This window comes from Psychrobacillus sp. 05T411 (assembly GCF_056396485.1).
In genome coordinates, this window is record NZ_JBFTLO010000018.1 from 29,179 (window position 1) to 53,925 (window position 24,747).

Genomic DNA, 24,747 nt, shown 5'->3' on the forward strand with positions numbered 1-24,747 from the left:
CTTTCACATGAAATTCAAAAAACAAATTGCTGGCTTACAAGCATACCAACCAGGAAAAACAACGGATGAAGTAAAGAAAATGTTTAACTTAAGTACCGTAACTAAACTTGCTTCCAATGAAAATCCCTACGGAGCATCCCCTAAAGTAAAAGAATACTTAGATAGCACAAGTATAGACTTTGCCATTTACCCAGATGGCTATGCGTCAAAACTTCGCACAGCTGTAGCAAACCATGTGAACGTTTCAGAAAAACAATTATTATTTGGAAATGGTTCAGATGAGAATATATTAATCATTTCAAGGGCACTTCTACAACCAGGTTTAAATACAGTAGTAGCGGATATAACATTCGGTCAATACAAACATAATGCCATTGTAGAAGGAGCAGAAGTTAGAACGATTCCTTTACTTTCAAATGGGGAACATGATTTAGATAAAATGGCAGAAGCAGTCGATGAAAATACAGCTATCGTATGGATTTGTAATCCGAATAATCCAACGGGAACACTTATTGCTAGCGATAAAATAAAAGCATTCGTTGAAAAAGTACCGAATGATGTGTTAATCGTGCTTGACGAAGCCTATACAGAGTACATAACAGATGAGACGTATGAAGATTCAATTCATTTATTAGACAAGTATCCAAACGTATTAATTATGCGTACTTTCTCTAAAGCATATGGCTTAGCAAGTTTCCGTGTAGGGTATGCTATTGGTTCAGAAGAAGTCATTAGTCAATTGGAACCAACTCGTGAGCCATTTAATAACACGGTACTAAGCCAAGAAGTCGCAATTATCGGATTAGCGGATCAAGCCTTTATTGAAGAATGTAAGTCGAAGAATAGCGCCGGTAGAGCACAATATGAAGCTTACTGTGCAGAGCGCAATCTCCATTTCTATCCTTCCCACACAAACTTTGTTTTTATGGAAGTGAAAGCAGATAGTGACGCAGTGTTCCAAGGATTGATGAAACGTGGCTTTATCGTTCGAAGCGGAAATGCACTTGGTAAACCAGGTTACCTTCGAATCACAATCGGTACGGAAGAGCAAAATACGGAGTTACTGCAAAAACTAGATGAAGTGTTAAAAGAGGAAGGCGTTTTGTAATGAAGCAAACGATTTTCATCATTGGGCTTGGTCTAATAGGAGGCTCGTTAGCGCTCAGTTTAAAAAGAAATAATGATGTAAAGGTTATTGGATATGACGCAAATACTCATGCACTTCGAACAGCCAAAAGGATTGGTGTCATCGATGAGATGGCAGTTTATATGAAAGACGCTGCAGGATTTGCAGATATCATTATATTCGCTACCCCAGTAAATGAAACAATTCGACTKATGAACGAGTTGTCAAGCTGGCAACTAAAAGAACAGGTTATTGTAACAGATACCGGTAGTACAAAAAAAGAAATTATGAAAGCAGCAGGATTATTAAATGAGCTAGGCATTACTTTTATAGGTGGACATCCTATGGCTGGATCACATAAAAGTGGGGTAGAAGCAGCAAGAGCACACCTCTTTGAAAATGCATATTATTTGCTAACCCCTTTTCCAAATGAGAACAAAAATAATATAAATAGGCTATCGAGCTTATTAGAAGTAACAAAAGCTAAAGTAGTACAAGTTAGTGCAGAAGAACATGACCATATGACGGCTGTAGTAAGTCATTTTCCGCATTTAGTAGCAGCCTCACTTGTACACCAATTAGCTTACGAGAATGAACAATTTCCCTTCACAAAGCAACTTGCAGCAGGGGGCTTTCGCGATTTAACGAGAATCGCTTCGTCAAACCCTGTTATGTGGCGGGATATTACGCTTCAAAACCGATACGAGTTAAGTAATCAGCTTCAAGCCTGGACAGATGAAATGATAAAACTTCAAAATCTACTCTTACAGTCGGATGCGGAAGATATTGAAGCATATTTTCGGACAGCTAAAAAAGTGCGAGATGAATTACCCATTAACGAGCAAGGTGCCATGTTCGCTGTATACGATTTGTATGTTGATGTCCCCGATTATCCAGGGGTTATTTCGGAAATCACCGGCTATTTAGCTAAAGATCGTATCAGTATTACAAACTTACGGATTGTCGAAACACGGGTTGATGTTTTTGGTATTTTGGTCATTAGCTTTCAAACAATGGAGGACCGGGCAAAAGCAGTTGCTTGCATTGCCAAAAATACGACCTTTGAAACGTATATTTCTTAAGGAGGAAGAATGATGATGAGTAAAGTATTGGACTACAAACAGCCTTCCTTACAAGGAACTTTGCGAATTCCTGGAGATAAGTCTGTATCCCATCGTTCCATCATGTTTGGAGCAATGGCTGAAGGGATTACTACGGTGGAAGGCTTCTTATTAAGTGAAGATTGCTTAGCGACGATTGACTGCTTCCAAAAGCTTGGTGTAGAAATTACCGTAGATGGAGAAAACGTCCGTATCGAAAGTAATGGCATTAAAGCGTGGAAAGAGCCTAGCGAGATTTTATATACTGGTAACTCGGGTACGACAACGCGTCTAATGCTCGGAATTCTGGCAGGCTCCAATGTGTCGTCTGTTCTTATTGGGGACGAATCGATTCAAAAGCGACCAATGAAACGAGTGACGGAGCCTTTAAAACAAATGGGTGCAAAGTTGATAGGTCGAGAAAATGGTCAATTTACCCCAATTGCAGTGGAAGGAACAAATTTAAGGTCTATCCACTACCAAATGCCGGTTGCGAGTGCGCAAGTGAAGTCTGCCATCTTATTTGCTGCATTACATGCACAAGGAGAAACAATCGTACAAGAAATGGAAACCTCTCGTGATCATACAGAAAAAATGCTGCAACATTTCGGAGCAGACATTAAAGTCCGAAATAAAACAATCCGACTGCAAGGTGGACAAAAACTTACTGGAACACATGTAGTTGTACCAGGTGATATTTCGTCTGCAGCATTCTTTTTAGCCGCGGGAGCAATTGTCCCTAATAGCAAGCTCACATTAACGAACGTAGGCTTAAACGAAACGAGAACGGGAATTATCGATGTCTTACAAGCAATGGGTGCAAGTTTGACGATCCAGGTTTTAGAAAATACGAGCCATGAAGAAATGGGAACAATTGAAATCGAGACTTCTTCTCTAAAAGGGACAGAAATCGGCGGAGATTTAATTCCTCGACTAATTGACGAAATTCCGATCATTGCCTTACTTGCAACACAAGCAGAAGGTAAGACGGTCATTAAAAATGCCGAAGAACTAAAAGTAAAAGAAACAAATCGAATAGATGCCGTTGTCAATGAACTAAAGAAACTCGGTGCCAATATTACCGCTACTGAAGACGGTATGATTATTGAAGGACCGACTGCTCTACACGGCGGCGATATAAAAACATACGGCGACCATCGTATCGGTATGATGGGTGCAATTGCATCACTTATTACATCAAGTGGTGTTACACTGGATGATCCAGCTTGTATAGCAGTTTCCTATCCGAACTTCTTTGAGCAATTGGACAGTGTGCGAAACAGTAAATAAATAGAACATGACAGACCAAGGAATGATTTCGAAATGTTCCTTGGTCTGTTTTTAATTTGCTCCCTGTAACAGATGCAACTTATACACTATTCGGAATTGTTTATAACTTATGTCTAGCACAGGGACACTGACAATTGTGTCTAGATTCATACTTATTTACTGATATATTTATTAAGAAAATGTAAATGAACTTCCCTTTATTAGTCCTTTATGCTATTTTTTAATATAGGTATATTTTCACTACTTTAGACATAACTAATATACAGAATATTTGAATGAGTGGAAAAATAAAAGTGTTGAGGAGTTTTTATATGAAATGGACGATTAACAAAAAACTGATTGGTGGATTTTCGGCGGTTTTACTATTACTAATCATCATGATTGGTATTAGCTACAGCCAAATTACATCCATGAATAATTCATATACCGATCTAGTTGGCGATAAAGCGATGAAAGCAGTTGAAATTAGCGAACTACAAGTGGCAGTAAAACAAGAAATTCTTGCGATGAGAGGGTATCTAATAGTAGGGGATGAAGAATCCTTCCAAGTTTATACTAACGCTATTTCTAATTATGAAGAAGCATATGATGCCTTGTTATCCAAGTTTAGACTTCCGGTAGCAATTCAGATGTTAGAAGATATCAACCAGATTCAAACGGAGTACGCTCAATTTGCAGAGAAGGTATTTAATCTTAAAAAGCAGAATAAATCGAATGAATATGAGGCACTTATTTCTTCGGAAGGCATAATTATTGTAGCAAAACTTGACGCAGCAGTAGCTAAACTTTCGGAATTTCAAAACGATTTATTAGTTGAAGGGATTGCTGATAACACGTTAAAGGTCGAAAATACAATTATGCTTGTCTTAGCTATAGGAATTATTGCAGTTATAGCTGGAATTGTCATAGCAATTACTATAGGTCGTCTTATTTCTAGACCAGTTATTGCATTGGCCAATTCTGCCGAAAAAATGGCAGGTGGGGATCTATCGGTTGATATGGTGAAAGTGAAAAACAAAGATGAAATTGGTGATTTAGTTGGTTCCTTCAATCTTATGGCTGCCAATCTTCGGACGGTAATAGAACAAGTTAGTATGAACTCCAATCATGTAGCGTCGTCTGCAGAGGAACTAACCGCGAGTGCGGAACAGACTTCCCAAGCTACCKAACAAATTGCATCATCCATTCAAGACATTGCTTCTGGCTCAGAAACACAAGGAATTACTGCCAATGAATCTTCCGAAGCCATGAAAGAAATGTCTATTGGCATTCAACAAGTGGCAGAAACCTCTTCCACTGTTTCTGAATTAGCAATTGAAACAAACAGAGAGGCTAATTTGGGGAACGAATCACTTCAACAAATGATTCATCAAATGGATGCCATCCACCATGCTGTAGCAGATTCTGCATTGAGCATAAAAAAATTAGGTGAACTCTCTCAGGAGATTGGAAATATTATTGCTGTTATTACTGGAATAGCGGACCAAACAAATTTATTGGCTCTTAATGCAGCAATAGAAGCCGCTCGTGCTGGAGAACATGGACAAGGATTTGCAGTAGTTGCGGATGAAGTTCGTAAGCTTGCAGAGCAGTCCAAAGACTCAGCAGACCAAATAGCAGGATTAATAAACCAGATTCAAACAGATACAACCGAAGCAGTAAATGTAATGGAGATCGGTACGAAAGAAGTAGCTACTGGAAAAGTAATCGTAGATGAAACAGGCATACGTTTTAAGAAGATTTTACGTTCCGTTGAACAAGTTACCGCTCAAATACAAGAAGTTTCCGCTATTTCCGAAGAAATGTCCGCAAGCGTAGAAGAGGTGAACGCCTCGATTGATGAAATGGCAAATATTGCACAATATTCCGCTTCCAATACACAAAACGTAGCATCCGCTTCAGAAGAGCAACTTGCTTCTATGGAAGAAATTACAGCTTCTGCTACCAACCTATCCAAAATGGCAGAGGATTTACAAGTAATAGTGAAACAATTCAAGTTATAATAGAGCTCTAGATTATTCTAAATGGATCAATAATCACTAGTAGAATTAGAAAATTTGTTATTTCTAACCTTTATAGTATGTAATTTTTTGAGTCTGACACTGATTCAGAAGATGTCCTTTTTTAATGCCTAAAAAACAAAGCCCTGGAAATTTTACTTTTCGTAAAATTTCCAGGGCTTTTCATTTTTCAAGATGGGTTTTGTCCCAGCCTCATTTTATTATTAGAAGGGTAATATATCATTAATAGTCAGAATAGAATGACAATACAAGCGTGGTCAGACCATACAACCATGATCGGAAAATTGGAGGTGAGAAATAGCCAGGTCTGACAGGGTTACATATTCAACAAGTTCTTTAAGCGTATAAAAAAATTGTAAAGTTGGAGGATGATTTTCGTTGAAATTACTATCTTTTATTTTTTCTGGTGAAGTTAAATTAGGTGTTAAAACAGAGAGTGGGATTGTCGATGTAGTGGCGACAGCGGAAAGAGAAGGATTATCCTCACCAAAAGACCTTCAAGAGCTAATCCGTCAAGGGGAGGAAGGCTATGGTAAGGTGAAATCGATTTTATCTTATTCGCCAGTGTTGATACCTGAAGGAGAGCTACAATATGCACCGCCCTTAAGTAAGCCTGAAAAAATGATTTTTGTTGGATTAAACTATGAAAAACACGCAAAAGAAGGAGGGATGCCAATTCCTGAACAACCGATTTACTTTGCAAAATTCGCAAATAGTCTTGCTGCTCATAAAGAAGAAACGGTAGTAACCGACTTGATGAAAGAAGTTGACTATGAAGTAGAGTTGGTTGTGGTTATTTCAAAAAAGACAAGTAAAGTTACGAAAGAAGAGGCATTGGATTATGTATTTGGATATGCAACGGGGAACGATTTTTCTGTGAGAGAACTTCAAAGTCGTAGTAGTCAATGGCTTTATGGAAAAGCGCACGACGGTTTTGCCCCTTTTGGTCCATACGTTGTGACATCAGATGAAGTGCAAAATCCACAAAACTTGAATTTGAAACTGTGGGTAAATGGAGAGGAAAGACAAAATTCCAATACTGCGGATATGATTTTTTCCGTTGCTGAAATCATTAGTGATCTTTCTCAAATCATGACGCTTGAACCAGGAGATATTATTTTTACTGGTACTCCTGAAGGGGTTATTTTAGGGATGGAAAAAAAGGACTGGCTGAAGCCTGGAGACAAAGTGGTCTGTGAAGTGGAAGGACTTGGAACTTTAGAGAATACTTTAGTAAGTGAAAAATAGAGTCTAACACCTCTATTTTTTAAATTAAAATGTAGGCGCTTTCCGATTAATCGAGGATAGAGTATTTTGAAAATGATTTGCAATCAAAAATAAAAGGGGAGTAGCAATGGAAGGTACCATATTATCTCTTTTGCCACCAGTAATTACGATTGCTTTAACAATCATTACGAAAAGAATTTTATTATCCTTAGGGGTAGGGATACTATTAGGGTCATTTATGGCGAATCAGTGGAGTATTACTGCTACCGTTTCCTCCATATTTGACATACTGCTGTCAGTATTAGGGGAAGGGAATATCTTTCTCTTCGTTTTATTAATCGGCGCATTGAATACATTAATCTATTTATCTGGCGGTATGCACTCATTTGCTGAATGGTCTATAAAGAAAGTAAAAACACCGTTTCAAGCAAAGATGGTCGCAATCTTTTTAGGGTTTTTATGTTTTTTTGACGATGCTTTCAGCTGTTTATTTCGAGGAAGTTTAGTACGACCAATTACAGATAAGCATCGAATTTCCAGGTCTAAACTCGCTTATATGCTTCACTCTACCTCAGCTCCTGTCATTATTATGCTGCCTTTTTCGGCTTGGGCTGGATTTATTGCTGCATTGATTGGAACAATTTTAGTTGATAATAGCATCACGCAATATGAAGGATTTCAAGTGTACTTATTAACAATCCCGACGAACTACTATGCATTGACAACTATTTTACTTGTTATTGCGGTTGCCTATTTCAAGTTAAACATTGGCCAAATGAAGCGTGATGAAAAACGTGCAACAGAAGAAGGCATACTTTTCGATACGTCAAGAGGGGCTGTTGCAGGGGAAGAGGAACGCTCCATACAGGTTAAAGAAGGCGGAAAAATGATGGATCTTCTTCTGCCTGTACTGACACTCGTCATATTGACCATCATAATCTCTGTGTATATTGGAATTTCTAACATTGATGGTAGTATTACACCTTTACAGATTTTGATGAACACAGATGTTATTCAGGCTCTTGTATACAGTGCACTTGTAGCAATTGCAGTGGTCATTTTTCGCTTGGTATACCGTAAAACAGCTATTGGACACGTAACAAAAGCAGTAGGTTCTGGGATGAAGGCAGTTTTACCAAGTGTTACTATTCTTTTTATGGCTTTAATGACAGCACAGGTTATCTCCAAATTAGGAGTAGGACAGTACTTAGCATCTCTTATTGATGACAATATGTCACTTGCATGGCTACCCTTAATATTCTTCGCTATCTCTGCATTTATGTCTTTTTCGATGGGAAGTACTTTTGGAACATTTKGTTTAATGTTGCCGATCGGTGCTGAAATTGTTTCCATTATCGATATAACTTACTTGGTTCCTGTTTTCGGAGCGGTTCTTGCAGGCTGTATATTCGGTGAACACAGCTCTCCACTATCGGATACTACAATTCTTGCCTCTATTGGGGGAGGTGTCCATACAATGGATCACCTTATGACACAAATGCCATATGCGATGATTTCTAGTGTTGTATCCATTATCGGATACGCAACACTGGGCTTCACAAAAAACATCTATATAGGGTTATTTGCAACACTTCTTGCACTTTTGGTTATGATAGTCACTCTCTATAAAATGAAGGATAAATCGTTTAGTAAGAGTAGTACGGTACCTGGATAAACACAGCAAATTGAAAAAGGTGAATTCTCATGATAGAACCAGTGAAGCGTCTTAATGTAGGCGATAATATTGTAAACCAAATTAAAGATCTGTTTTTATCTGGAAAATTAAAAGCAGGTGATCGGTTGCCTCCCGAAAGAGAGATGATGGATTTATTTCAAGTTGGGAGAACCTCATTAAGAGAAGCTTTGAAAGTTTTAGAGTCTTTAGGACTTATAGAAAGATCACAAAAAGGAACATTTATTTCTTCCAATTTCAATGAGTCCTTTACAGAATCACTTGTCTACCAGTTCTATTTTTCGGATGCAGAATGGGAAGATATATTCGAAGCACGTTGGATTCTTGAAAAGGAGCTTGCTTTTTTAGCTGCAAATCGAGCAACAACAGAGGAACTAATAGAAATTCAACAAACTATTGAAAAAATGGAAGTGGCGATTGTAGAAAATAACCAACAGAATTACGTAAATGCCAATATGCTGTTTCACGAAAAAATTGCCGCTGCATCACATAATATTGTGATGATTGATATATATAAATCGATTAGTAACTTGGTTTTAAACATACAAAATGTATTAGGTAACCACAAGGAAATTTTAATCGTTCAAAGTGTTATGGCAGATTCATTGGCCTACCATCAGAAAATAATGGTAGCACTAAGCGAGCGGAATGCCAAAAAAGCAAGTTCGCTTATGAAAGAACATATCCAAATTGTACAAGGACATTTCAAAAAAGTATAAAGCTAAGCATATCGAGGCTTTAGCCAGCCAAAAAATAATGGGGGACCAATCGTGTATTAAAATGTGGAACTTTTGGTCCTTCTGAATCGATCGTATACGAAACAAGTAGAAATGTTCTTGTGCTGGATTTTATGAAGCTCTCTTTTAAGAAGGAGAGTTTTTTTCTTGTTCATAACCGAATGTTCTTGTACGATAAAGACATAGAGAAAGTATGGTGATGATATGGAAAAAATGATGCCTTTTATCCGTGTAATGGAAGAAGGAGATATTGAAAAGCTGGACACACTTGTAGAAGCTTTTTTACTAGATGGAAATCCAGATGAGCAATATGAACTGGCGGATCTATTAGCCCAATATGGTTTTTTACAAGGAGCAGTAAAAGTATTAGATCATCTGCACTATTTATTCCCAGAAGAAAATCAGTTGAAAATCGATCAAGCACAGCTTTATCTAGAAATGGATAAAGAGGATGCTGCATTAGAGCTGCTTACGGCAGTCGAAAAATCGAGTGATGCTTACCCACAAGCACTATTAACATTAGCTGACTACTATCAAATGATTGGTTTATACGAAGTGGCAGAGCAAAAGATTAATGAAGCAATTAGCATTATGCCAAATGAGCCATTACTTCTTTACGCAAAAGGGGAACTATTACTGGAAACTGGTAGATATTTAGAAGCTGCTAGAATAATGGAAGACTTAATCCCCTTACAAGAAGCTATTCCAGCTGTTGACTTATCGCTAAAGCTTGCAGAAATTTATAGTGCGGGAGCAGCGTATGAGGAGGCGATTCCTTACTATGAAGTAGCACTCCAGAAGGAAGTTGCACCAGATGTTTTATTCCACGCGGCGTATGCATCTTTCCAAGTGCAGCATTATGAAACAGCAGGAAAGCATTTAGAAAGCTTACTTGAAATGGATCCTGACTATTTTTCAGGTTATATGTTGCTGGCGGAAACGTATGCAATGCTTGAAAAGAATGAAGAAGCATTGAAAGCGATCACGGATGGTATTGCCCGAGATGAATTTGAAAAAGAATATTATTTATTTGCAGGAAAAATATCACTTAAATTGGGTAGAGTGAAAGAAGCAGAATCATTTTTGCGAGAAGCAATTGTACTAGACCCAGAATATATGGATGCAATTTTTATTCTTTCTTCTTTATTTTCAACAGAAGAGATGGATGAGGAGTTAATCGAACTGTACGAAACGTTGAAAGAGCAACAGTTTGAGTGGTCTTCTATGTATCCATTTATAGCGAAAAGCTATGAGCGTTTAGAATTGTACGATGAAGCATATGCATTTTATAAACTAGCATATACTGAACATAAAGAGGATGCTGCATTTTTGGAAACATACGTCTATTTCCTACTTGAGGAAGGAAAACGAGACGAAGCACTAGAAGTAGTAGCGGTATTGCAAAAATTACAGCCTGACAATAGTACATGGTTTGACTTAGTGGAATAAAAAAAGGAAGGAGAGGTTACGTGACTGCTTCTGTTTCAGTTGGGGAGAAAAAAGAATTTGTTCGCTGGTTTTTAAAAAAGTATCAAATGAAAAGAAGAGAGTGCGTCTGGATTTTGAATTACCTAATTAGTCACGAATCATTGTTGAATAACGTCCATTTTGTGGAGGAAGCACATTATTGCCCGCGAGCGATGATTATGTCGGTTACTACATCATCTGGCATTCCTTTTCGCTTTTACAAGGGTAGTGTGATGACGGCCGATGCGGAAAAGTCATTTCATGATTTACGTTTACACCCAGAAGAAGACATGTACATTCAATTGAACTTTCAAATGCTCCCACCAAGCCCAGAGTACTTAGCGGTTCTAGAAGAAAATCCTTTTATGCCTAAATATTTGCATATTAGTGAAAAAGATAAACGAATCGCAGAAGACATGTTAGCGGAAAGTCTTCATTCATTTCAAGTGGAACAACTAAAAAAACAAATTGATGAAGCGATCGATGAAAATAATAAGGAAAAGTTTTTAGAGCTTTCGGCATTATGGAAAAAACTACAACATAGAGGAAATTAGGAGAGATAACCATGCATTGGAACGGAAAAGATAGCGCAGTATTTCAAGCACAAAAAGAATATATAGATACAGCAGTCATCCCACTAATAGTCATAGATGGTTCAGAGCATGGATTTGGATTTGCTGCCTCGGCAGCTGATTTTACGCTATCGTTGGCCAATATAATTGAAAATCAGTTCAAAGGAAGGATTGTTTTATTTCCTTCCTTCTCTTATACAACAAGTCAGGACAAGCAATCATTGCTAGAAATATGGAAAGAAGAGCTAGCTAAGGCAGATTTTAAATACATATTCTTCGTTACCTCGGATCGAGAGTGGACTAGTATTGGGGATGAACAGGAAGTGATTTGGACACCATCTGTTCCACTAGATTCCATGGACCAAAAAATGAGAAATTCTGTGTTAGAAGACCAACTACGACAACTCATTCCGATCTTTGCGAAAAAATGGGCGAATTAGTGACAAATTGTTGCAAGAAATGTTCACAAAGTTCATAATTCATGTCAAAGGAATATTGACCTTCCTTTTTTATTGATATATCATGGATATGTCCTAGTATTATTATTTCAAGCAAGTATGTCCATTGGACTGACCTTTAAGTAAGAGGGGGGAAAAGGATGAGTAACAATAAAGTATCAAGACGTCAATTTCTAAGTTATACACTAACAGGTGTTGGCGGTTTCATGGCAGCAGGAATGCTCATGCCAATGGTACGATTTGCAATTGACCCTGTATTGCAAAAATCAGAAGGTGGAGATTTCGTCTTAACGGAGAAGAAAATTGCCGATATTACGGACGTTCCACAACGTGTAGACTTCACTTTTGAACAAGTGGATGCATGGTACAAGTCTGATATTACAAATGCTGCATGGGTTTATAAAGAAGGAGATCAGATTATCGCACTTTCTCCTGTATGTAAGCATTTAGGATGTACGGTAAACTGGGAAGGTGACCCAGCTCACAAAAATCAGTTCTTCTGTCCATGTCACGCAGGTCGTTACGAGAAAAACGGACAGAACGTTCCAAAAACACCACCTCTAGGTCCGTTGGATCAATTTGAAATTCGTGAAAATGACGGTTTCTTAGAAATTGGAAAAGCTATACCTAACACATTAGTTTAAAAGTAAGGGGGTACGACATCAGTGCTTAATAAAATCTATGATTGGGTGGATGAACGTCTAGATATTACACCTATATGGCGTGATATCGCAGACCACGAAGTACCAGAACACGTAAACCCTGCACACCATTTCTCTGCATTTGTTTATTGTTTCGGAGGATTAACATTCTTCATCACAGTTATTCAAATTCTATCCGGTATGTTCTTGACTATGTATTACGTACCAGATATTGAAAATGCATGGGAATCTGTTTACTATCTTCAAAATGAAGTAGCATTCGGTGAAATCGTGCGTGGGATGCATCACTGGGGAGCGTCACTTGTTATTGTTATGATGTTCTTACATACATTACGTGTATTCTTTACTGGTTCTTATAAAAAACCTCGTGAACTAAACTGGATGGTTGGAGTTTTAATCTTCGCTGTTATGTTAGGTTTAGGATTTACGGGATACTTACTACCTTGGGACATGAAAGCATTGTTCGCAACAAAAGTAGGTATTGAAATTGCTGCATCCGTTCCATTTATTGGTGGAATGATTAAGACTTTACTTGCTGGTGATGAACATATCATCGGTGCACAAACATTAACAAGATTCTTTGCGATTCATGTATTCTTCTTACCAGCTGCATTATTTGGTTTACTTGCAGCACACTTTATCATGATTCGTCGTCAAGGTATTTCTGGACCACTATAATGGGTAAGTGGTAAGGATAATTCTTCATAAGGAGGGGACATTATGCATAAGGGAAAAGGTATGAAATTTGTTGGTGACTCTCGTGTCACAGATCCAGCTAGCAGACCAAAGAAAACTCCGAAAGATTATTCAGAGTATCCTGGTAAAACAGAAGCTTTCTGGCCAGACTTTTTATTGAAGGAATGGTTAGTCGGTGCTGTTTTCTTAGTAGGTTATCTAGTATTAACTGTTGCACATCCGTCTCCACTTGAACGTCCGGCAGATCCATCGGACACAGGTTATATTCCGGTACCTGACTGGTATTTCTTATTCTTGTACCAGTTATTAAAATATGAATTTGCATCAGGGCCGTTTAACGTTATCGGAGCAATCATTATGCCAGGCCTAGCTTTCGGTGCACTTCTATTAGTACCATTCTTAGATACTAGTAAAGAAAGACGTCCATTTAAACGTCCTTTACCAACTGGTTTTATGCTTTTAGCAATTGCTGCAATGATTTTCCTAACTTGGGAATCCGTTGTAAACCATGACTGGGAAAAAGCTAAAGCGTATGGTGAAATTAGAGAAGAAGTTGCAGTTGAAATTGATGAAACTTCGGAAGGCTATCAGCTATATCAAGCATCGTCTTGTATTGGTTGTCATGGTAATGCATTCGAAGGCGGTTTAGGTAAGCCATTAATCGGTTTAGACTATACTGCTGATGAAATCGTTAACATTGCTCATGAAGGTTTAGGTGGAATGCCTGGTGGCACTTACCAAGGAACGGAAGAAGAGCTTCACAAACTAGCAGAGTTTATTACAACACTTCAACCAAAGGAATAAACAGCTAGATATAATAAAAGTAAAGAGAGTCAGGAAACTGACTCTCTTTTTTACTTACCAACGAAGGAGCGTTTCTATGAAAGAAATGATGACGTATGGGAAGTTAGTGCTCTTTAATAAGTCATTTATGGGCTTATTGTTCGTAGTGAATTTATTAGGGACGATTTATGGTTATATATGGTACGAGAGCCAGCTCTCTGTTACGGAACCTAAATTTCTGCTCTTTGTTCCGGATAGCCCCACTGCAAGTTTATTTTTTACTATTGCATTACTCGGATGGCTAATAAATAAGAATTGGAAGTTAATAGAAGCACTCGCACTTATTACATTGGTTAAATATGGTGTCTGGGCAGTCGTCATGAATATTTGGACGTATATCGAGACTGGTTCCATAGGCTGGATGGGATGGATGCTTGTCGCTTCTCATTTTGCGATGGCTTTACAGGCTGTCCTTTATATTCCTATCTATCGATTTACATTCGTACATATTTTTATCGCAGCCGTTTGGACATTGCATAACGATGTCATTGACTATGTATTTGGTCAAATGCCCATATATCGTAGTTTGAGCGAATATGCCAGTCAAATTGGCTATTTTACATTTTGGTTATCGATTGCATGTATTAGTATTGCAATTGCAGTTCATCAAAAAAGGTCAAAGCGAATTAGTTGAATGTGGTTGGGTAACCTATTAAAATAATAAGTATAGAGAAGAAAGGGGAAATGATTCGTGATTTCTTATATCATCTATTTTGCGATAATTTTGTTATTGCCGATATATGCACAGATGAAAGTAAAAAGAACGTATAAAAAGTATTCAAAAGTACGCTCAACTTCAGGTATGACTGGTGCACAAGTAGCAAGAACTATTTTAGATGCAAATGGTCTATATGAAGTGAAAGTAGTGGAAAGTAGCGGTTTCTTAAGTGATCATTACAACCCAATGACTAAAATTGTTGCATTATCTTCGCATAACTATCATGAAGCTTCTGTTGCAGGATCTGCTATTGCAGCTCATGAGGTTGGGCATGCGATTCAACATAAAGAAGCTTATTCCTTTTTAACTTTGCGTCATAAATTAGTGCCTATAGCCAATATTTCTTCCAATGCATCATGGATTTTTGTCATGATTGGTATATTTGCTTCTATGAGTGGCATGTTATTACTTGGTATCGTGTTACTAGCTGCTGGGGTAGTGTTCCAAATCGTTACGCTTCCTGTAGAGTTTAACGCGTCCAATCGTGCCATGGATCAAATGGTATCGCATGGTATTATTCGCAATGAAGAAGAACGTCATGCAAAGAAAGTGTTAAACGCCGCTGCATTAACATATGTCGCAGCTACAGCAGTTGCTGTACTTGAATTATTACGTTTAGTATTAATTTATACAGGAATGTCTAGAGACGATTAAAATGTATAGAAAGGATTGTTCCATGTATTTGGAGCAATCCTTTTTTTAGGAAGTAACTTCCATCTTGATCAACTAGGAACTTAGTGTATATGTGCTTTTGGATTGCTTTGGACTGAACGAGAGCCCTACACCATTACCAAGCTTTCAAAAATAGGAGGTATGCGACCTTGTCGCATACCTCCTATTTTTTAGGTAATCCTGTGGTTTTGGTTCGTCCGTCGCTCTCCAAAAGCACAAGTAATTGAAGTGCAAAAGCTTTTGGGAAATAAGGAATAGATACTTTCCTAATAATAAAGTAAGCAGCCAAAGATACAATTTTGGCTGCTCAGGCCTTCTTTATTGAATTACCACCCTCTCATTTTCTATAAAGATACGAGTATCTGTTGACGAATATTAAATATTCATGTGTAATATCTATTTAAAAATAATGCAATAGAATTACTGAAAATAGTGTGCATTTCTTTTCAAGCGATTTTTATTTTGGCAAGTGACACCGAAGAGGAATAGTTAGTATTCACTGTATAAAGAAGCTAAGAGCTCTCGAAATTGTATCTTCGAGAGCTTTCTGTATGTATTGGAAAGTATCTTTTCATTTATTATCAAAAGAGAATTTAACCTTATTCATATTATTGAAAAGGACGACGGACAGAAATACGCCATAAGATTACCGATAAAAAGAGAGGCAGGTCGTGACTTTAATCACGACCTGCCTCTCTAAAAGTCAAACGGTAATTATATAGAGATAAGTCTGTCCAAAGACCTTTGAATCTCTATAATATAGGTTTTGTTCTTGCATGTTTTCTTAGTCAATCGGTCTTTTCTCTTCATCGAGCGTGAATCCTTCACCCATTACATCATTCGTTTCTGTTACCGACACAAAAGCATGCGGATCGACTGCTGTAATAATCGATTTAAGGCGAACTATTTCATTTTTGGCAATAACACAATATAAAATCTCTCGTTCTTTCTTCGTGTAATGTCCATAACCTTTTAACACCGTCACTCCACGGTCCATTTCGTTCGTTATACGGTTGGCAATTGCATCTTGATGTTCAGAGATGATAAATGCTCCACGCGCCGCATAACCACCTTCCTGTACGAAATCGATCACGCGTGCTCCGACAAAAACTGCCACTAAGGTATACATCACGGATCTAATATCTAAAAATGTAAGCCAAGAAAGTAAAATGACAATGGCATCGAACATGAACATCGTTTTTCCCATACTCCAGCCCAGATACTTTTGACCAAGTCTTGCAATAATATCTACGCCACCAGTAGTTCCGCCAAATCTGAAAATAATACCTAGTCCGACTCCGACGAATACCCCTGCAAATAAAGAAACAAGGAACATATCATCTTGTAATCCGATTTGTATTTCGTAAATCTGAAATATTTTCAAAAATACAGAAACAGCTACAGTACCGATGATTGTATACAGAAAGACTTTTCTACCTAAAAGCTTCCATCCTAAAATAAACATAGGAATATTTAATAACAGGTTCATTAAAGCTACGTCCCATTTAAAAACGAAAAATAAAATTAATGTGATTCCTGCAAATCCGCCTTCTCCAAGTTCATTTTGCATATTAAAATGAACAAAACCAAAACTATAAATAGCGGATCCTATTATAATCATGATAATATTTTTAAATTTTAAGCCAAGCCCCATTGTTCCACCCCTTTTTATAGTTCATACTAAAAGTTATTATCTTTTATTTAATTGTTTTTGACAACTGGTGTATAAATTTATTACGATGAAGGGAGGAGCGTGAGAAAAATGTCGGAAAATAAAACATTATCTGAACTTCAACATGAAGTAGATGCATACATAAGTCAATTTAAAGAAGGATACTTTCCTCCAATGGAACTTTTAGCAAGATTAACGGAAGAACTTGGAGAACTCTCACGAGAAGTTCAACATAAGTATGGCACGAAGAAAAAGAAGCATACAGAAGTAGAGAAAGAACTTGCGGATGAAATGGGAGATTTCTTTTTTGTGCTCATATGTTTGGCAAATGCAGAAGGGATAGATTTACAACAATCCTTACAAAACGTATTGCATAAATACAATACACGTGATAAAGATCGATGGACGAAAAAGGAGGACTAACTGTGGTTATCAAAGTAGCAATAGCAGGACCAAGAGGTAGAATGGGAAAAGAAGCGGTAGCAACTATTATTAAAAATGAGGAATTTCTTTTAGTAGGATTATTAGACCATAAAAAAACAGAAGAATATTTAGGAGATAACATTCCTATTTTCACGTCACTTGAGGAATTAATCGAACAAACCGAGCCGGATGTATTAGTAGATTTAACTATTCCTACAGCTGTTTTTGGTCATGCTATGACAGCTCTACAATATGGTGTAAGGCCAGTTATTGGCACTACGGGATTTACTGATCTACAATTAGATGAGATACGCACGAAAGTGGAGGAAAAACAGGTCGGTTGTATTATCGCTCCGAATTTCTCAATAGGGGCAGTGCTCATGATGAAATTCGCGCAAACGGCAGCAAAATACTTACCAGACGTAGAAATAATTGAAATGCATCATGATCGCAAAGTAGATGCTCCATCAGGCACGGCGATCAAAACGGCACAAATGATTCAAGATACAAGGAATCCATTTGAACAAGGACATCCGGATGAAGAAGAAATATTTGCCGGTGCAAGAGGGGCCAATATAGAAGGGATGCATATTCATAGCGTTCGTTTGCCTGGTTTAGTCGCCCACCAACAAGTATTACTTGGTGGGGAAGGACAACTTCTTACACTTCGCCACGATTCGTTTAATCGTACTTCGTTCATGTCTGGGATTGTTTTGTCGGTTCATGAAATAATGAAGCGAAATACGCTAATATACGGCTTAGAAGAGATTATTTTATAGGAGTGAAGTTGTAATGAGAATTGCATTAGTAGCACATGACAAGAAAAAAGAAGATTTAATTCAATTTGTAACTGCATATAAATCTATTTTAGGCGAACATGAATTATTTGCAACGGGTACGACGGGAACGCGCATTATTCAGGAAGTTGGATTATCCGTATTTAGATATAAATCGGGTCCACTAGGTGGGGACCAACAAATTGGGTCAGCAATCGCAAACAATGAAATGGATATGGTCATCTTTTTCCGAGATCCATTGACAGCGCAGCCACATGAACCGGACGTCTCTGCGCTAATTCGTCTCTGTGATGTATACCAAATTCCACTTGCAACGAATATGGGAACAGCGGAGATTTTATTAAAAGGTATTGAAGAAGGATTTTTAGATTGGCGTTTATTGGAAGAAAGACGCGCTCGTTAAGGAAGTGTTAAAATGCGTAAATTAAAAATTGGGATTACATGCTACCCATCAGTAGGTGGATCGGGTGTAATTGCCACAGAACTTGGTAAAATGCTTGCGGAAAAAGGCCATGAAATACACTTTATCACATCGAGTATGCCATTTCGTTTAAATAAAATGTATCCGTCCATTACATTTCATCAAGTAGAAGTAAATAGTTATTCTGTTTTCCAATATGCTCCATATGATATTGCACTTGCAAATAAAATGGCAGAAGTGATTATCGATGAAGACTTAGACGTACTGCATATGCATTATGCGATGCCACATGCAGTATGTGCCATTCTAGCAAAAGACATGGCCAAATCCGATATAGGCATTGTGACGACCTTGCATGGAACAGATATTACCGTATTAGGAGATGATTCTTCCCTTTCAGGTGCTATCCGGTATGGAATTGAAAAATCCGATATCGTTACAGCGGTTTCACAGTCATTAGTAAATCAAACAATGGAATTAATCGCACCACAACAAGAAATTGAAACAATCTATAATTTTGTAGATGAACAAGAATACTACAAAAAAGATGCTGGAAACTTGAAAGAATTATTAGGAATTGCGCCGGATGAAAAAGTAGTCATTCATGTTTCTAATTTTCGAAAAGTGAAACGAGTTTCGGATATCGTGAAAAGTTTCGAATTAATTAGGAAAGAGATGCCGGCAAAACTTCTTTTAGTAGGAGATGGTCCTGAAAAACATCCAGTAATGGAATATGTAAAAGGAACTTCTTTTGAACGAGACGTTCTATTTCTTGGAAAACAAGATAATTTATCCGAGCTGTATTCTATTTCGGATCTAATGCTCCTTCTTTCACAAAAAGAATCGTTCGGTTTAGTATTATTAGAGGCAATGGCGTGTGAAGTACCATGTATAGCCACTAATGTCGGTGGGATACCAGAAGTAATTATTCACGGGGAAAATGGCTATTTAGCCGAGCTTGGGGATGTCCAAAAAGTAGCAGAATATGGGATTCAATTATTACAAGATCCTATTTTACATAAACAAATGGTCGAAACTTCGTTAATGTTTATTGAAGAACGATTTAGTTCGAAAAAAATAGTAGAACAGTACGAAGCGATGTACGAAAGAGTGGCGAAGAAGTAAGATGATGAAAACTCGGTGGCCAGAAGCTTATAAAGTAATCGAAACACTTGAAAATGCTGGTTTTGAAGCATATGTTGTCGGAGGTGCAGTCCGCGATTTTGTAAGACAACAACATGCAAATGATGTGGACGTGACAACAAATGCGACACCGAATGAGGTCAAACAGTTATTTCCTCACACGATTGATGTTGGAATTGAACATGGTACCGTACTAGTCGTATTAAAAGAGACCATTGAAGTAACGACGTTTCGTTCGGAAACTACATACTCCGATTTCAGGAGACCAGACGCTGTTACTTTTGTTCGCTCACTTCAGGAAGATTTGCAAAGACGAGATTTCACGATGAATGCGATGGCGCTAACGAAGATGGATGAGCTCATCGATTATTTTGGTGGTAGGGAAGATATCGAGAAAAACCTAATAAGAGCCGTCGGAGATCCATCGAAACGTTTTGCAGAGGATGCACTTCGTATGCTACGCGCAGTCCGTTTTTCCGCACAGTTGAACTATTCTTTGCACGCAGAGACGATGGAAGCCATTCAATCATTACATCCACTAATTGGACATGTTTCGATGGAGCGGGTAAAAGTGGAGCTAGAGAAAATTTGGAGCAGTGATTACGTAGAAACAGGCATGCAATTATTTGTTACTAGTCATTTAGCAGACGATTTCAAAGGCGATTGGAAATCATTTTGCAATAGTTGGAAAAAATTTTCCAGTTTCGGTAATGCTGCCAACGGATGGGCATATTTTGCACTGATGCAACCTCCAACAGATGTAGGGACTTTGCTTTCCTTTTATAAATGTTCCAATGCAGAAAAAGCGCATGTAAAGCATGTATTAGCCGCAGTGGAACAGCTAGAAAAAGGGTATTGGAGTTATTATAATTTTTTTCAGTTTACAGAAGATGTGCTTAGTGTTGCTGCAAGTTATGCAAAGGAACTGAAAAAAATCGATTTTTCTTATACCCCAAAGCAAATTCGTCAAACAAAAGCTGCTATTCCGATTTCATCCGTAAAAGACATTGTCGTAAATGGCAATGATTTGATGGAATGGGCTAACGAAAAAAGAGGTCCATGGATTAGAGAAGCTATTGAAAAAATAACAATTGAAATCGTAAACGGTAGGCTAATGAATGATAGAAAAATGATAAAGGAATGGTTTTTTCGTGAGTATATCAATGAAAGAAAAGATACTTTCCCAACTAATTAATGCAAATGGTGAGCCAATCTCCGGTCAAAAACTTGCTGACGAATTAAATATTTCCCGTACGATGATTTGGAAACACTTAAAAAGCATAGAAGAAGACGGATATGTAATCGAAGCTATTAAGAAAAAAGGCTATATTTTACATTCCATACCAGACATTGTCTCACCAGAACGAATTTCCTCTTATTTAGAAACAAAATCTATCGGAAGAAATATAGTGTATTATCCTGTCTGTGAATCTACCCAAACTATCGCAACGGAAAAAGCAAGCGAACAAGCACCTCATGGAACGGTCGTTATTACCGAGCAGCAAACAGCTGGACGAGGTAGACTAGAACGTCCTTGGGATTCTTCAGCAAATAAAGGAATTTGGATGAGTGTTATCATTCGCCCGGAAATTAGCCCTCAATTTGCCGCCCAGTTTACGCTAGTTTCCGCAGTAGCGATTACGCGAGCAATAGAGGATTTGACTAACTGTTCTCCAGCCATTAAATGGCCAAATGATTTATTGATCAATGGCAAAAAAGTGACAGGCATTCTAACCGAACTTCAAGCAGATATGGACCGTGTCCAAGCGATTATTATCGGCATTGGAGTCAATGTCAATCAAGATTTAGATGCATTTGACGAGTCCATCCAATCGATTGCCACATCTTTAAAAATGGAATCTGGACAAGAAGTAAACCGTGCCGAACTAGTAGCTAAAATATTATTTTATTTGGAAAAGTATGCAGACATATATGTAGAAAAAGGCTTCGCACCGATTAAATTACTTTGGGAAAGTTATAACTGCACGATTGGTAAACGAATTCGTGCTAACTTGCTTCGCGAAACATTAGAAGGTGTCGCAATGGGTATTACAAATGACGGAGTATTAGAGCTCAAACTAGATAATGGTGAGATTCGTGGAATTTACTCAGCGGATATTCATTTGATGAATAAATAGACAAAACAGCTTCCGAAAATGTAATTTCGGGAGCTTTTGTGCATTTTGCTGGGGATCATTTTTTTATGTTAGACATATAGAAGATTCACTTAATTTTTGGAGTAAGTAAAATCATTTGGACGCCCAAACTATTTTCTGTTATTCTATTAGCGTTGGGCAGTATCGTTTGGCGAACTGCACCCGTTTCAAAAAGTAAATAATTGAATAGTCTGCCTTGATCTGCATATGACAGGGACGGAGAAAACCTATGAAACTACATTTTCTGCCCTTCTGTCCATTTTTGGAACGAAGGGCTTTTTGTTGGTTTTCTCTCCACTTAAAAAGAGGAGGAATTTCATTGAAAACGACGAGTAATTTTGTAGAAATGAAGAAAAAAGAAGAAAAGATCACCATGGTGACGGCCTATGATTACCCAACTGCTAAGTTTGCAGAAGAAGCGGGGATCGACATGCTTTTAGTAGGAGATTCGCTTGGGATGGTTGTACTAGGATATGATTCTACTGTACTAGTTACGATGGATGACATGATTCATCACGGAAAAGCAACAAGAAGAGGTGCACCGAACACATTTTTAATCGTGGATATGCCATTTGGGACTTATCACGGTTCGCTTGATCAGTCACTTGCAAATGCTGTGAAAATTATGCAGCAAACAGGTGCTCAAGCGGTAAAAGTTGAAGGGGCGGACGATGTGCTGCTAGTTATTGAAAAATTGACAGCTGCGGGAATACCAGTTGTAGCGCATCTTGGGTTAACGCCTCAATCGGCTGGTGTGCTCGGAGGATATAAAGTGCAAGGAAAAACTGCGGAAGCCGCAGAAAAATTGATCGAAGATGCGAAAAAATGTGAGCAGGCAGGTGCGTGCGCAGTCGTATTGGAATGTATTCCCCATCAGTTAACTGAAAAAATTTCACAAGGCTTAGTCATTCCGACAATTGGTATTGGAGCTGGAGCTACAGCTGACGGTCAAGTATTAGTATTTCACGATTTAGTGAAATATGGCACGCATCACATTCCGAAATTTGTAAAAGAATTTGCCAATGTTGGTGAGCCAATTGCAGCAGGTATCCAGCAATATGTGGAAGAAGTGAAAAGTGGATCTTTCCCAGCTTTAGAGCATTCATTTACAATGAAAGAAGAGCAACTAAACCAATTGTACGGAGGCACTACTTATGCAAACAGTTCAAACAATCGTTGAGTTAAAAAATATTCTTGAAGCAAATAAAAACAAAACAATCGGGCTTGTCCCAACAATGGGATATTTACATGAAGGCCATCAAGCATTGTTAAATAGAGCAAGAAAAGAAAATGGCTTCGTCGTCGCGAGCATTTTTGTTAATCCAGCCCAATTTGGACCAAATGAAGATTTAGATAGATATCCACGAGATATCGAGCGGGATCTGAAAATCGCAAAGGAAGCTGGTGTGGATCTTATTTTTAATCCTTCACCAGAAGAAATGTATCCCTTTGAAAGTGGAATCACCATACAAGTTGGAACGCTTTCTACCAAACTATGCGGAGAAAGTAGACCGGGACATTTTGATGGCGTATTAAAAGTTATTACGAAATTATTCAATCTAGTGCAACCATCAAATGCATATTTTGGACAAAAAGATGCTCAACAACTTGCCATTATTGAAACATTTGTGCATGCCTATAATTTCCCAGTGCATATCGTGCGTGTTCCAACAGTTCGTGAAAGGGACGGACTAGCAAAAAGTTCTCGAAATGTGTTTTTGAGTGAACATGAACGTGTAGAAGCCATTCACTTATACAAAGCGCTTACGCTAGCAACAGAACATTGGAAGCAAACAAAAAATGTGGACGATGCAATCGCAATAGGAAGAGCGCATATCAAGGAAAACACATCTGGCAAAATAGATTATTTTGAAGTGGTAACATACCCGCTACTACAACAAGTTTCAGAGCATGCAAGCCAGCTCTTATTTGCAACAGCAGTATTCTTTGAAAAAGCGCGATTAATCGATAATATTCTTGTAGATGTAAAGGAAGTGTAAGTAATGTTAAGAATGATGTTAAATAGTAAAATTCACCGTGCGACTGTAACCGAAGCCGATTTGAATTATGTAGGAAGTATTACGATTGACCAAAATATATTAGATGCTGTGGGCATGTTACCAAATGAAAAAGTGCATATTGTGAACAACAATAATGGCGCACGTTTTGAAACGTATATTATTGCTGGCGAAAGAGGCAGCGGCGTCATTTGTGTAAACGGAGCAGCTGCTMGTCTTGTACAACGCGGCGATATTGTTATTATTTTATCGTATGCATATGTGATGAATGAAGAAGCTGCAGCACATCAACCAACTGTTGCGATTATGAATACAGACAATACGATCAATCAAATCATTCATTATGAACCTGAAGCGACAGTTATGTAATATAGTAAAAAAGGTAGCTCTCGAAGAAACAATTTCGGGAGCTTTTTCGTTTTTATAAGGGAAGTTCCCTGTTTTTTTATAGAGACACTTTAAAGGGATACTGCGTGGTAGAAGTATCCGCTATGATTTTCGTTACAGGATGGACGCTTTCCGCCGGGTGAGCGATAAGCCTTCACCGACGCTAGCGCGTGCGATGTGAAGTCTCATCTGCCCACGTGGAACAAAGGCTAAGTATGCCACATCGTGTGGCAACGCCTTCGTGACCAACATCCTGTTGGCCTCGCCCGGAGTCGTCATCCTTTCACGAAAATCAACGGAAAATTGCTTACCTATTCAGTATCGAGTTACTAAAAAAAGGTTATTATCCATTTTATTCAATTTACTCATCCAAAAAATGGCTAAGGGCAACAGATCGGCCCCTGAAAGCAATCAATTCCATTCCGAAAGCAATCAAATCAGCATGAGA

Annotated in this window: 25 protein-coding genes; 24 read left to right on the forward strand and 1 reads right to left on the reverse strand. The window is 38.0% G+C overall.

Translation table 11 applies throughout. The features are described 5' to 3' along the window. The first annotated feature begins 7 nt into the window (after window positions 1-7). The 15 genes from hisC to AC1DFT_RS14490 all read left to right on the forward strand — a co-directional run bounded on the left by hisC (window position 8) and on the right by AC1DFT_RS14490 (window position 15,264). Entirely contained in the window at window positions 8-1,108 is a 1,101-nt protein-coding gene (gene hisC, locus AC1DFT_RS14420; RefSeq protein ID WP_478159430.1) for a histidinol-phosphate transaminase, read from the forward strand. Further along, window positions 1,108-2,208: a prephenate dehydrogenase gene (locus AC1DFT_RS14425; protein ID WP_478159431.1), complete on the forward strand. Its 1,101-nt coding sequence runs from the start codon at window positions 1,108-1,110 to the stop codon at window positions 2,206-2,208. Before hisC ends, AC1DFT_RS14425 begins: the two co-directional genes overlap by 1 nt. Before the next feature lie 12 nt (window positions 2,209-2,220). After that, window positions 2,221-3,516, forward strand: a complete 1,296-nt coding sequence (gene aroA / locus AC1DFT_RS14430; protein WP_478159432.1) for a 3-phosphoshikimate 1-carboxyvinyltransferase — start codon at window positions 2,221-2,223, stop codon at window positions 3,514-3,516. A gap of 311 nt (window positions 3,517-3,827) precedes the next feature. Continuing rightward, entirely contained in the window at window positions 3,828-5,519 is a 1,692-nt protein-coding gene (locus AC1DFT_RS14435; RefSeq protein ID WP_478159433.1) for a methyl-accepting chemotaxis protein, read from the forward strand. 396 nt (window positions 5,520-5,915) lie between these two features. Then, window positions 5,916-6,785: a fumarylacetoacetate hydrolase family protein gene (locus AC1DFT_RS14440; RefSeq protein WP_478159434.1), complete on the forward strand. Its 870-nt coding sequence runs from the start codon at window positions 5,916-5,918 to the stop codon at window positions 6,783-6,785. Between the two features lie 106 nt (window positions 6,786-6,891). Further along, window positions 6,892-8,439: a Na+/H+ antiporter NhaC family protein gene (locus tag AC1DFT_RS14445; RefSeq protein ID WP_478159435.1), complete on the forward strand. Its 1,548-nt coding sequence runs from the start codon at window positions 6,892-6,894 to the stop codon at window positions 8,437-8,439. Window positions 8,440-8,468: 29 nt separating this feature from the next. Beyond that, complete coding sequence (locus AC1DFT_RS14450; protein ID WP_478159436.1) at window positions 8,469-9,176, forward strand: FadR/GntR family transcriptional regulator; 708 nt, start codon at window positions 8,469-8,471, stop codon at window positions 9,174-9,176. Between the two features lie 222 nt (window positions 9,177-9,398). Next, window positions 9,399-10,643 (forward strand): tetratricopeptide repeat protein, encoded by a 1,245-nt coding sequence (locus tag AC1DFT_RS14455; protein WP_478159437.1) that lies wholly within the window; start codon window positions 9,399-9,401, stop codon window positions 10,641-10,643. 20 nt (window positions 10,644-10,663) lie between these two features. After that, window positions 10,664-11,215: a ReoY family proteolytic degradation factor gene (locus AC1DFT_RS14460; RefSeq protein ID WP_478159438.1), complete on the forward strand. Its 552-nt coding sequence runs from the start codon at window positions 10,664-10,666 to the stop codon at window positions 11,213-11,215. A gap of 11 nt (window positions 11,216-11,226) precedes the next feature. Continuing rightward, window positions 11,227-11,673 (forward strand): DUF2487 family protein, encoded by a 447-nt coding sequence (locus tag AC1DFT_RS14465; protein WP_478159439.1) that lies wholly within the window; start codon window positions 11,227-11,229, stop codon window positions 11,671-11,673. Window positions 11,674-11,831: 158 nt separating this feature from the next. Then, entirely contained in the window at window positions 11,832-12,335 is a 504-nt protein-coding gene (locus tag AC1DFT_RS14470) for a Rieske (2Fe-2S) protein (RefSeq protein WP_402828127.1), read from the forward strand. 21 nt (window positions 12,336-12,356) lie between these two features. Next, window positions 12,357-13,031, forward strand: a complete 675-nt coding sequence (qcrB, locus tag AC1DFT_RS14475) for a menaquinol-cytochrome c reductase cytochrome b subunit (protein WP_402828124.1) — start codon at window positions 12,357-12,359, stop codon at window positions 13,029-13,031. A gap of 42 nt (window positions 13,032-13,073) precedes the next feature. Then, on the forward strand, window positions 13,074-13,853 hold the full coding sequence (locus AC1DFT_RS14480) for a c-type cytochrome (protein WP_478159440.1): 780 nt from the start codon (window positions 13,074-13,076) through the stop codon (window positions 13,851-13,853). Between the two features lie 76 nt (window positions 13,854-13,929). Then, window positions 13,930-14,526 (forward strand): lipoprotein heptaprenylglyceryl N-acetyltransferase LhaT, encoded by a 597-nt coding sequence (lhaT, locus tag AC1DFT_RS14485; protein ID WP_478159441.1) that lies wholly within the window; start codon window positions 13,930-13,932, stop codon window positions 14,524-14,526. A gap of 60 nt (window positions 14,527-14,586) precedes the next feature. Further along, window positions 14,587-15,264, forward strand: a complete 678-nt coding sequence (locus AC1DFT_RS14490; RefSeq protein WP_478159458.1) for a zinc metallopeptidase — start codon at window positions 14,587-14,589, stop codon at window positions 15,262-15,264. Window positions 15,265-16,066: 802 nt separating this feature from the next. On the opposite strand, the gene AC1DFT_RS14495 is transcribed toward AC1DFT_RS14490, so the two are convergent. Continuing rightward, window positions 16,067-16,936 carry a YitT family protein gene (locus AC1DFT_RS14495; protein WP_478159442.1) on the reverse strand — a complete coding sequence of 290 codons (870 nt, stop codon included), beginning with the start codon at window positions 16,934-16,936 and terminating at the stop codon, window positions 16,067-16,069. A 108-nt stretch (window positions 16,937-17,044) separates the two neighbouring features. Here AC1DFT_RS14495 and AC1DFT_RS14500 point away from each other — a divergent pair, with 108 nt between their 5' ends. From AC1DFT_RS14500 to panD, 9 genes are all read left to right on the forward strand, one after another. Beyond that, entirely contained in the window at window positions 17,045-17,377 is a 333-nt protein-coding gene (locus AC1DFT_RS14500) for a nucleotide pyrophosphohydrolase (protein WP_478159443.1), read from the forward strand. A gap of 2 nt (window positions 17,378-17,379) precedes the next feature. Next, the gene (gene dapB, locus AC1DFT_RS14505; protein ID WP_478159444.1) at window positions 17,380-18,156 is read left to right on the forward strand and encodes a 4-hydroxy-tetrahydrodipicolinate reductase; all 777 of its coding nucleotides are present in this window, start codon (window positions 17,380-17,382) and stop codon (window positions 18,154-18,156) included. A 13-nt stretch (window positions 18,157-18,169) separates the two neighbouring features. Next, window positions 18,170-18,577, forward strand: a complete 408-nt coding sequence (mgsA, locus tag AC1DFT_RS14510; protein ID WP_478159445.1) for a methylglyoxal synthase — start codon at window positions 18,170-18,172, stop codon at window positions 18,575-18,577. Between the two features lie 12 nt (window positions 18,578-18,589). Continuing rightward, window positions 18,590-19,720 carry an N-acetyl-alpha-D-glucosaminyl L-malate synthase BshA gene (bshA, locus tag AC1DFT_RS14515; protein ID WP_478159446.1) on the forward strand — a complete coding sequence of 377 codons (1,131 nt, stop codon included), beginning with the start codon at window positions 18,590-18,592 and terminating at the stop codon, window positions 19,718-19,720. A gap of 4 nt (window positions 19,721-19,724) precedes the next feature. After that, complete coding sequence (locus tag AC1DFT_RS14520) at window positions 19,725-20,933, forward strand: CCA tRNA nucleotidyltransferase (protein WP_478159447.1); 1,209 nt, start codon at window positions 19,725-19,727, stop codon at window positions 20,931-20,933. Further along, on the forward strand, window positions 20,890-21,876 hold the full coding sequence (locus AC1DFT_RS14525; RefSeq protein ID WP_478159448.1) for a biotin--[acetyl-CoA-carboxylase] ligase: 987 nt from the start codon (window positions 20,890-20,892) through the stop codon (window positions 21,874-21,876). Before AC1DFT_RS14520 ends, AC1DFT_RS14525 begins: the two co-directional genes overlap by 44 nt. A 337-nt stretch (window positions 21,877-22,213) precedes the next feature. Further along, on the forward strand, window positions 22,214-23,074 hold the full coding sequence (gene panB, locus AC1DFT_RS14530) for a 3-methyl-2-oxobutanoate hydroxymethyltransferase (RefSeq protein WP_478159449.1): 861 nt from the start codon (window positions 22,214-22,216) through the stop codon (window positions 23,072-23,074). Further along, complete coding sequence (gene panC / locus AC1DFT_RS14535; protein ID WP_478159450.1) at window positions 23,049-23,894, forward strand: pantoate--beta-alanine ligase; 846 nt, start codon at window positions 23,049-23,051, stop codon at window positions 23,892-23,894. The genes panB and panC overlap by 26 nt, the downstream gene beginning before the upstream one ends. Before the next feature lie 3 nt (window positions 23,895-23,897). Beyond that, window positions 23,898-24,281, forward strand: coding sequence for an aspartate 1-decarboxylase (gene panD, locus AC1DFT_RS14540; protein WP_478159451.1), 384 nt, complete (start codon window positions 23,898-23,900; stop codon window positions 24,279-24,281). Window positions 24,282-24,747: the final 466 nt, after the last annotated feature.

Bases quoted from the DNA above. Each gene is read 5' to 3' on its own strand.
- bshA (WP_478159446.1), top strand. From the start codon at position 18,590: ATGCGTAAATTAAAAATTGGGATTACATGCTACCCATCAGTAGGTGGA.
- AC1DFT_RS14455 (WP_478159437.1), top strand. From the start codon at position 9,399: ATGGAAAAAATGATGCCTTTTATCCGTGTAATGGAAGAAGGAGATATT.
- AC1DFT_RS14480 (WP_478159440.1), top strand. From the start codon at position 13,074: ATGCATAAGGGAAAAGGTATGAAATTTGTTGGTGACTCTCGTGTCACA.
- AC1DFT_RS14470 (WP_402828127.1), top strand. From the start codon at position 11,832: ATGAGTAACAATAAAGTATCAAGACGTCAATTTCTAAGTTATACACTA.
- AC1DFT_RS14520 (WP_478159447.1), top strand. From the start codon at position 19,725: ATGAAAACTCGGTGGCCAGAAGCTTATAAAGTAATCGAAACACTTGAA.
- AC1DFT_RS14500 (WP_478159443.1), top strand. From the start codon at position 17,045: ATGTCGGAAAATAAAACATTATCTGAACTTCAACATGAAGTAGATGCA.
- AC1DFT_RS14450 (WP_478159436.1), top strand. From the start codon at position 8,469: ATGATAGAACCAGTGAAGCGTCTTAATGTAGGCGATAATATTGTAAAC.
- aroA (WP_478159432.1), top strand. From the start codon at position 2,221: ATGATGAGTAAAGTATTGGACTACAAACAGCCTTCCTTACAAGGAACT.
- mgsA (WP_478159445.1), top strand. From the start codon at position 18,170: ATGAGAATTGCATTAGTAGCACATGACAAGAAAAAAGAAGATTTAATT.
- AC1DFT_RS14495 (WP_478159442.1), bottom strand. From the start codon at position 16,936: ATGGGGCTTGGCTTAAAATTTAAAAATATTATCATGATTATAATAGGA.
- hisC (WP_478159430.1), top strand. From the start codon at position 8: ATGAAATTCAAAAAACAAATTGCTGGCTTACAAGCATACCAACCAGGA.
- panC (WP_478159450.1), top strand. From the start codon at position 23,049: ATGCAAACAGTTCAAACAATCGTTGAGTTAAAAAATATTCTTGAAGCA.
- AC1DFT_RS14465 (WP_478159439.1), top strand. From the start codon at position 11,227: ATGCATTGGAACGGAAAAGATAGCGCAGTATTTCAAGCACAAAAAGAA.
- lhaT (WP_478159441.1), top strand. From the start codon at position 13,930: ATGAAAGAAATGATGACGTATGGGAAGTTAGTGCTCTTTAATAAGTCA.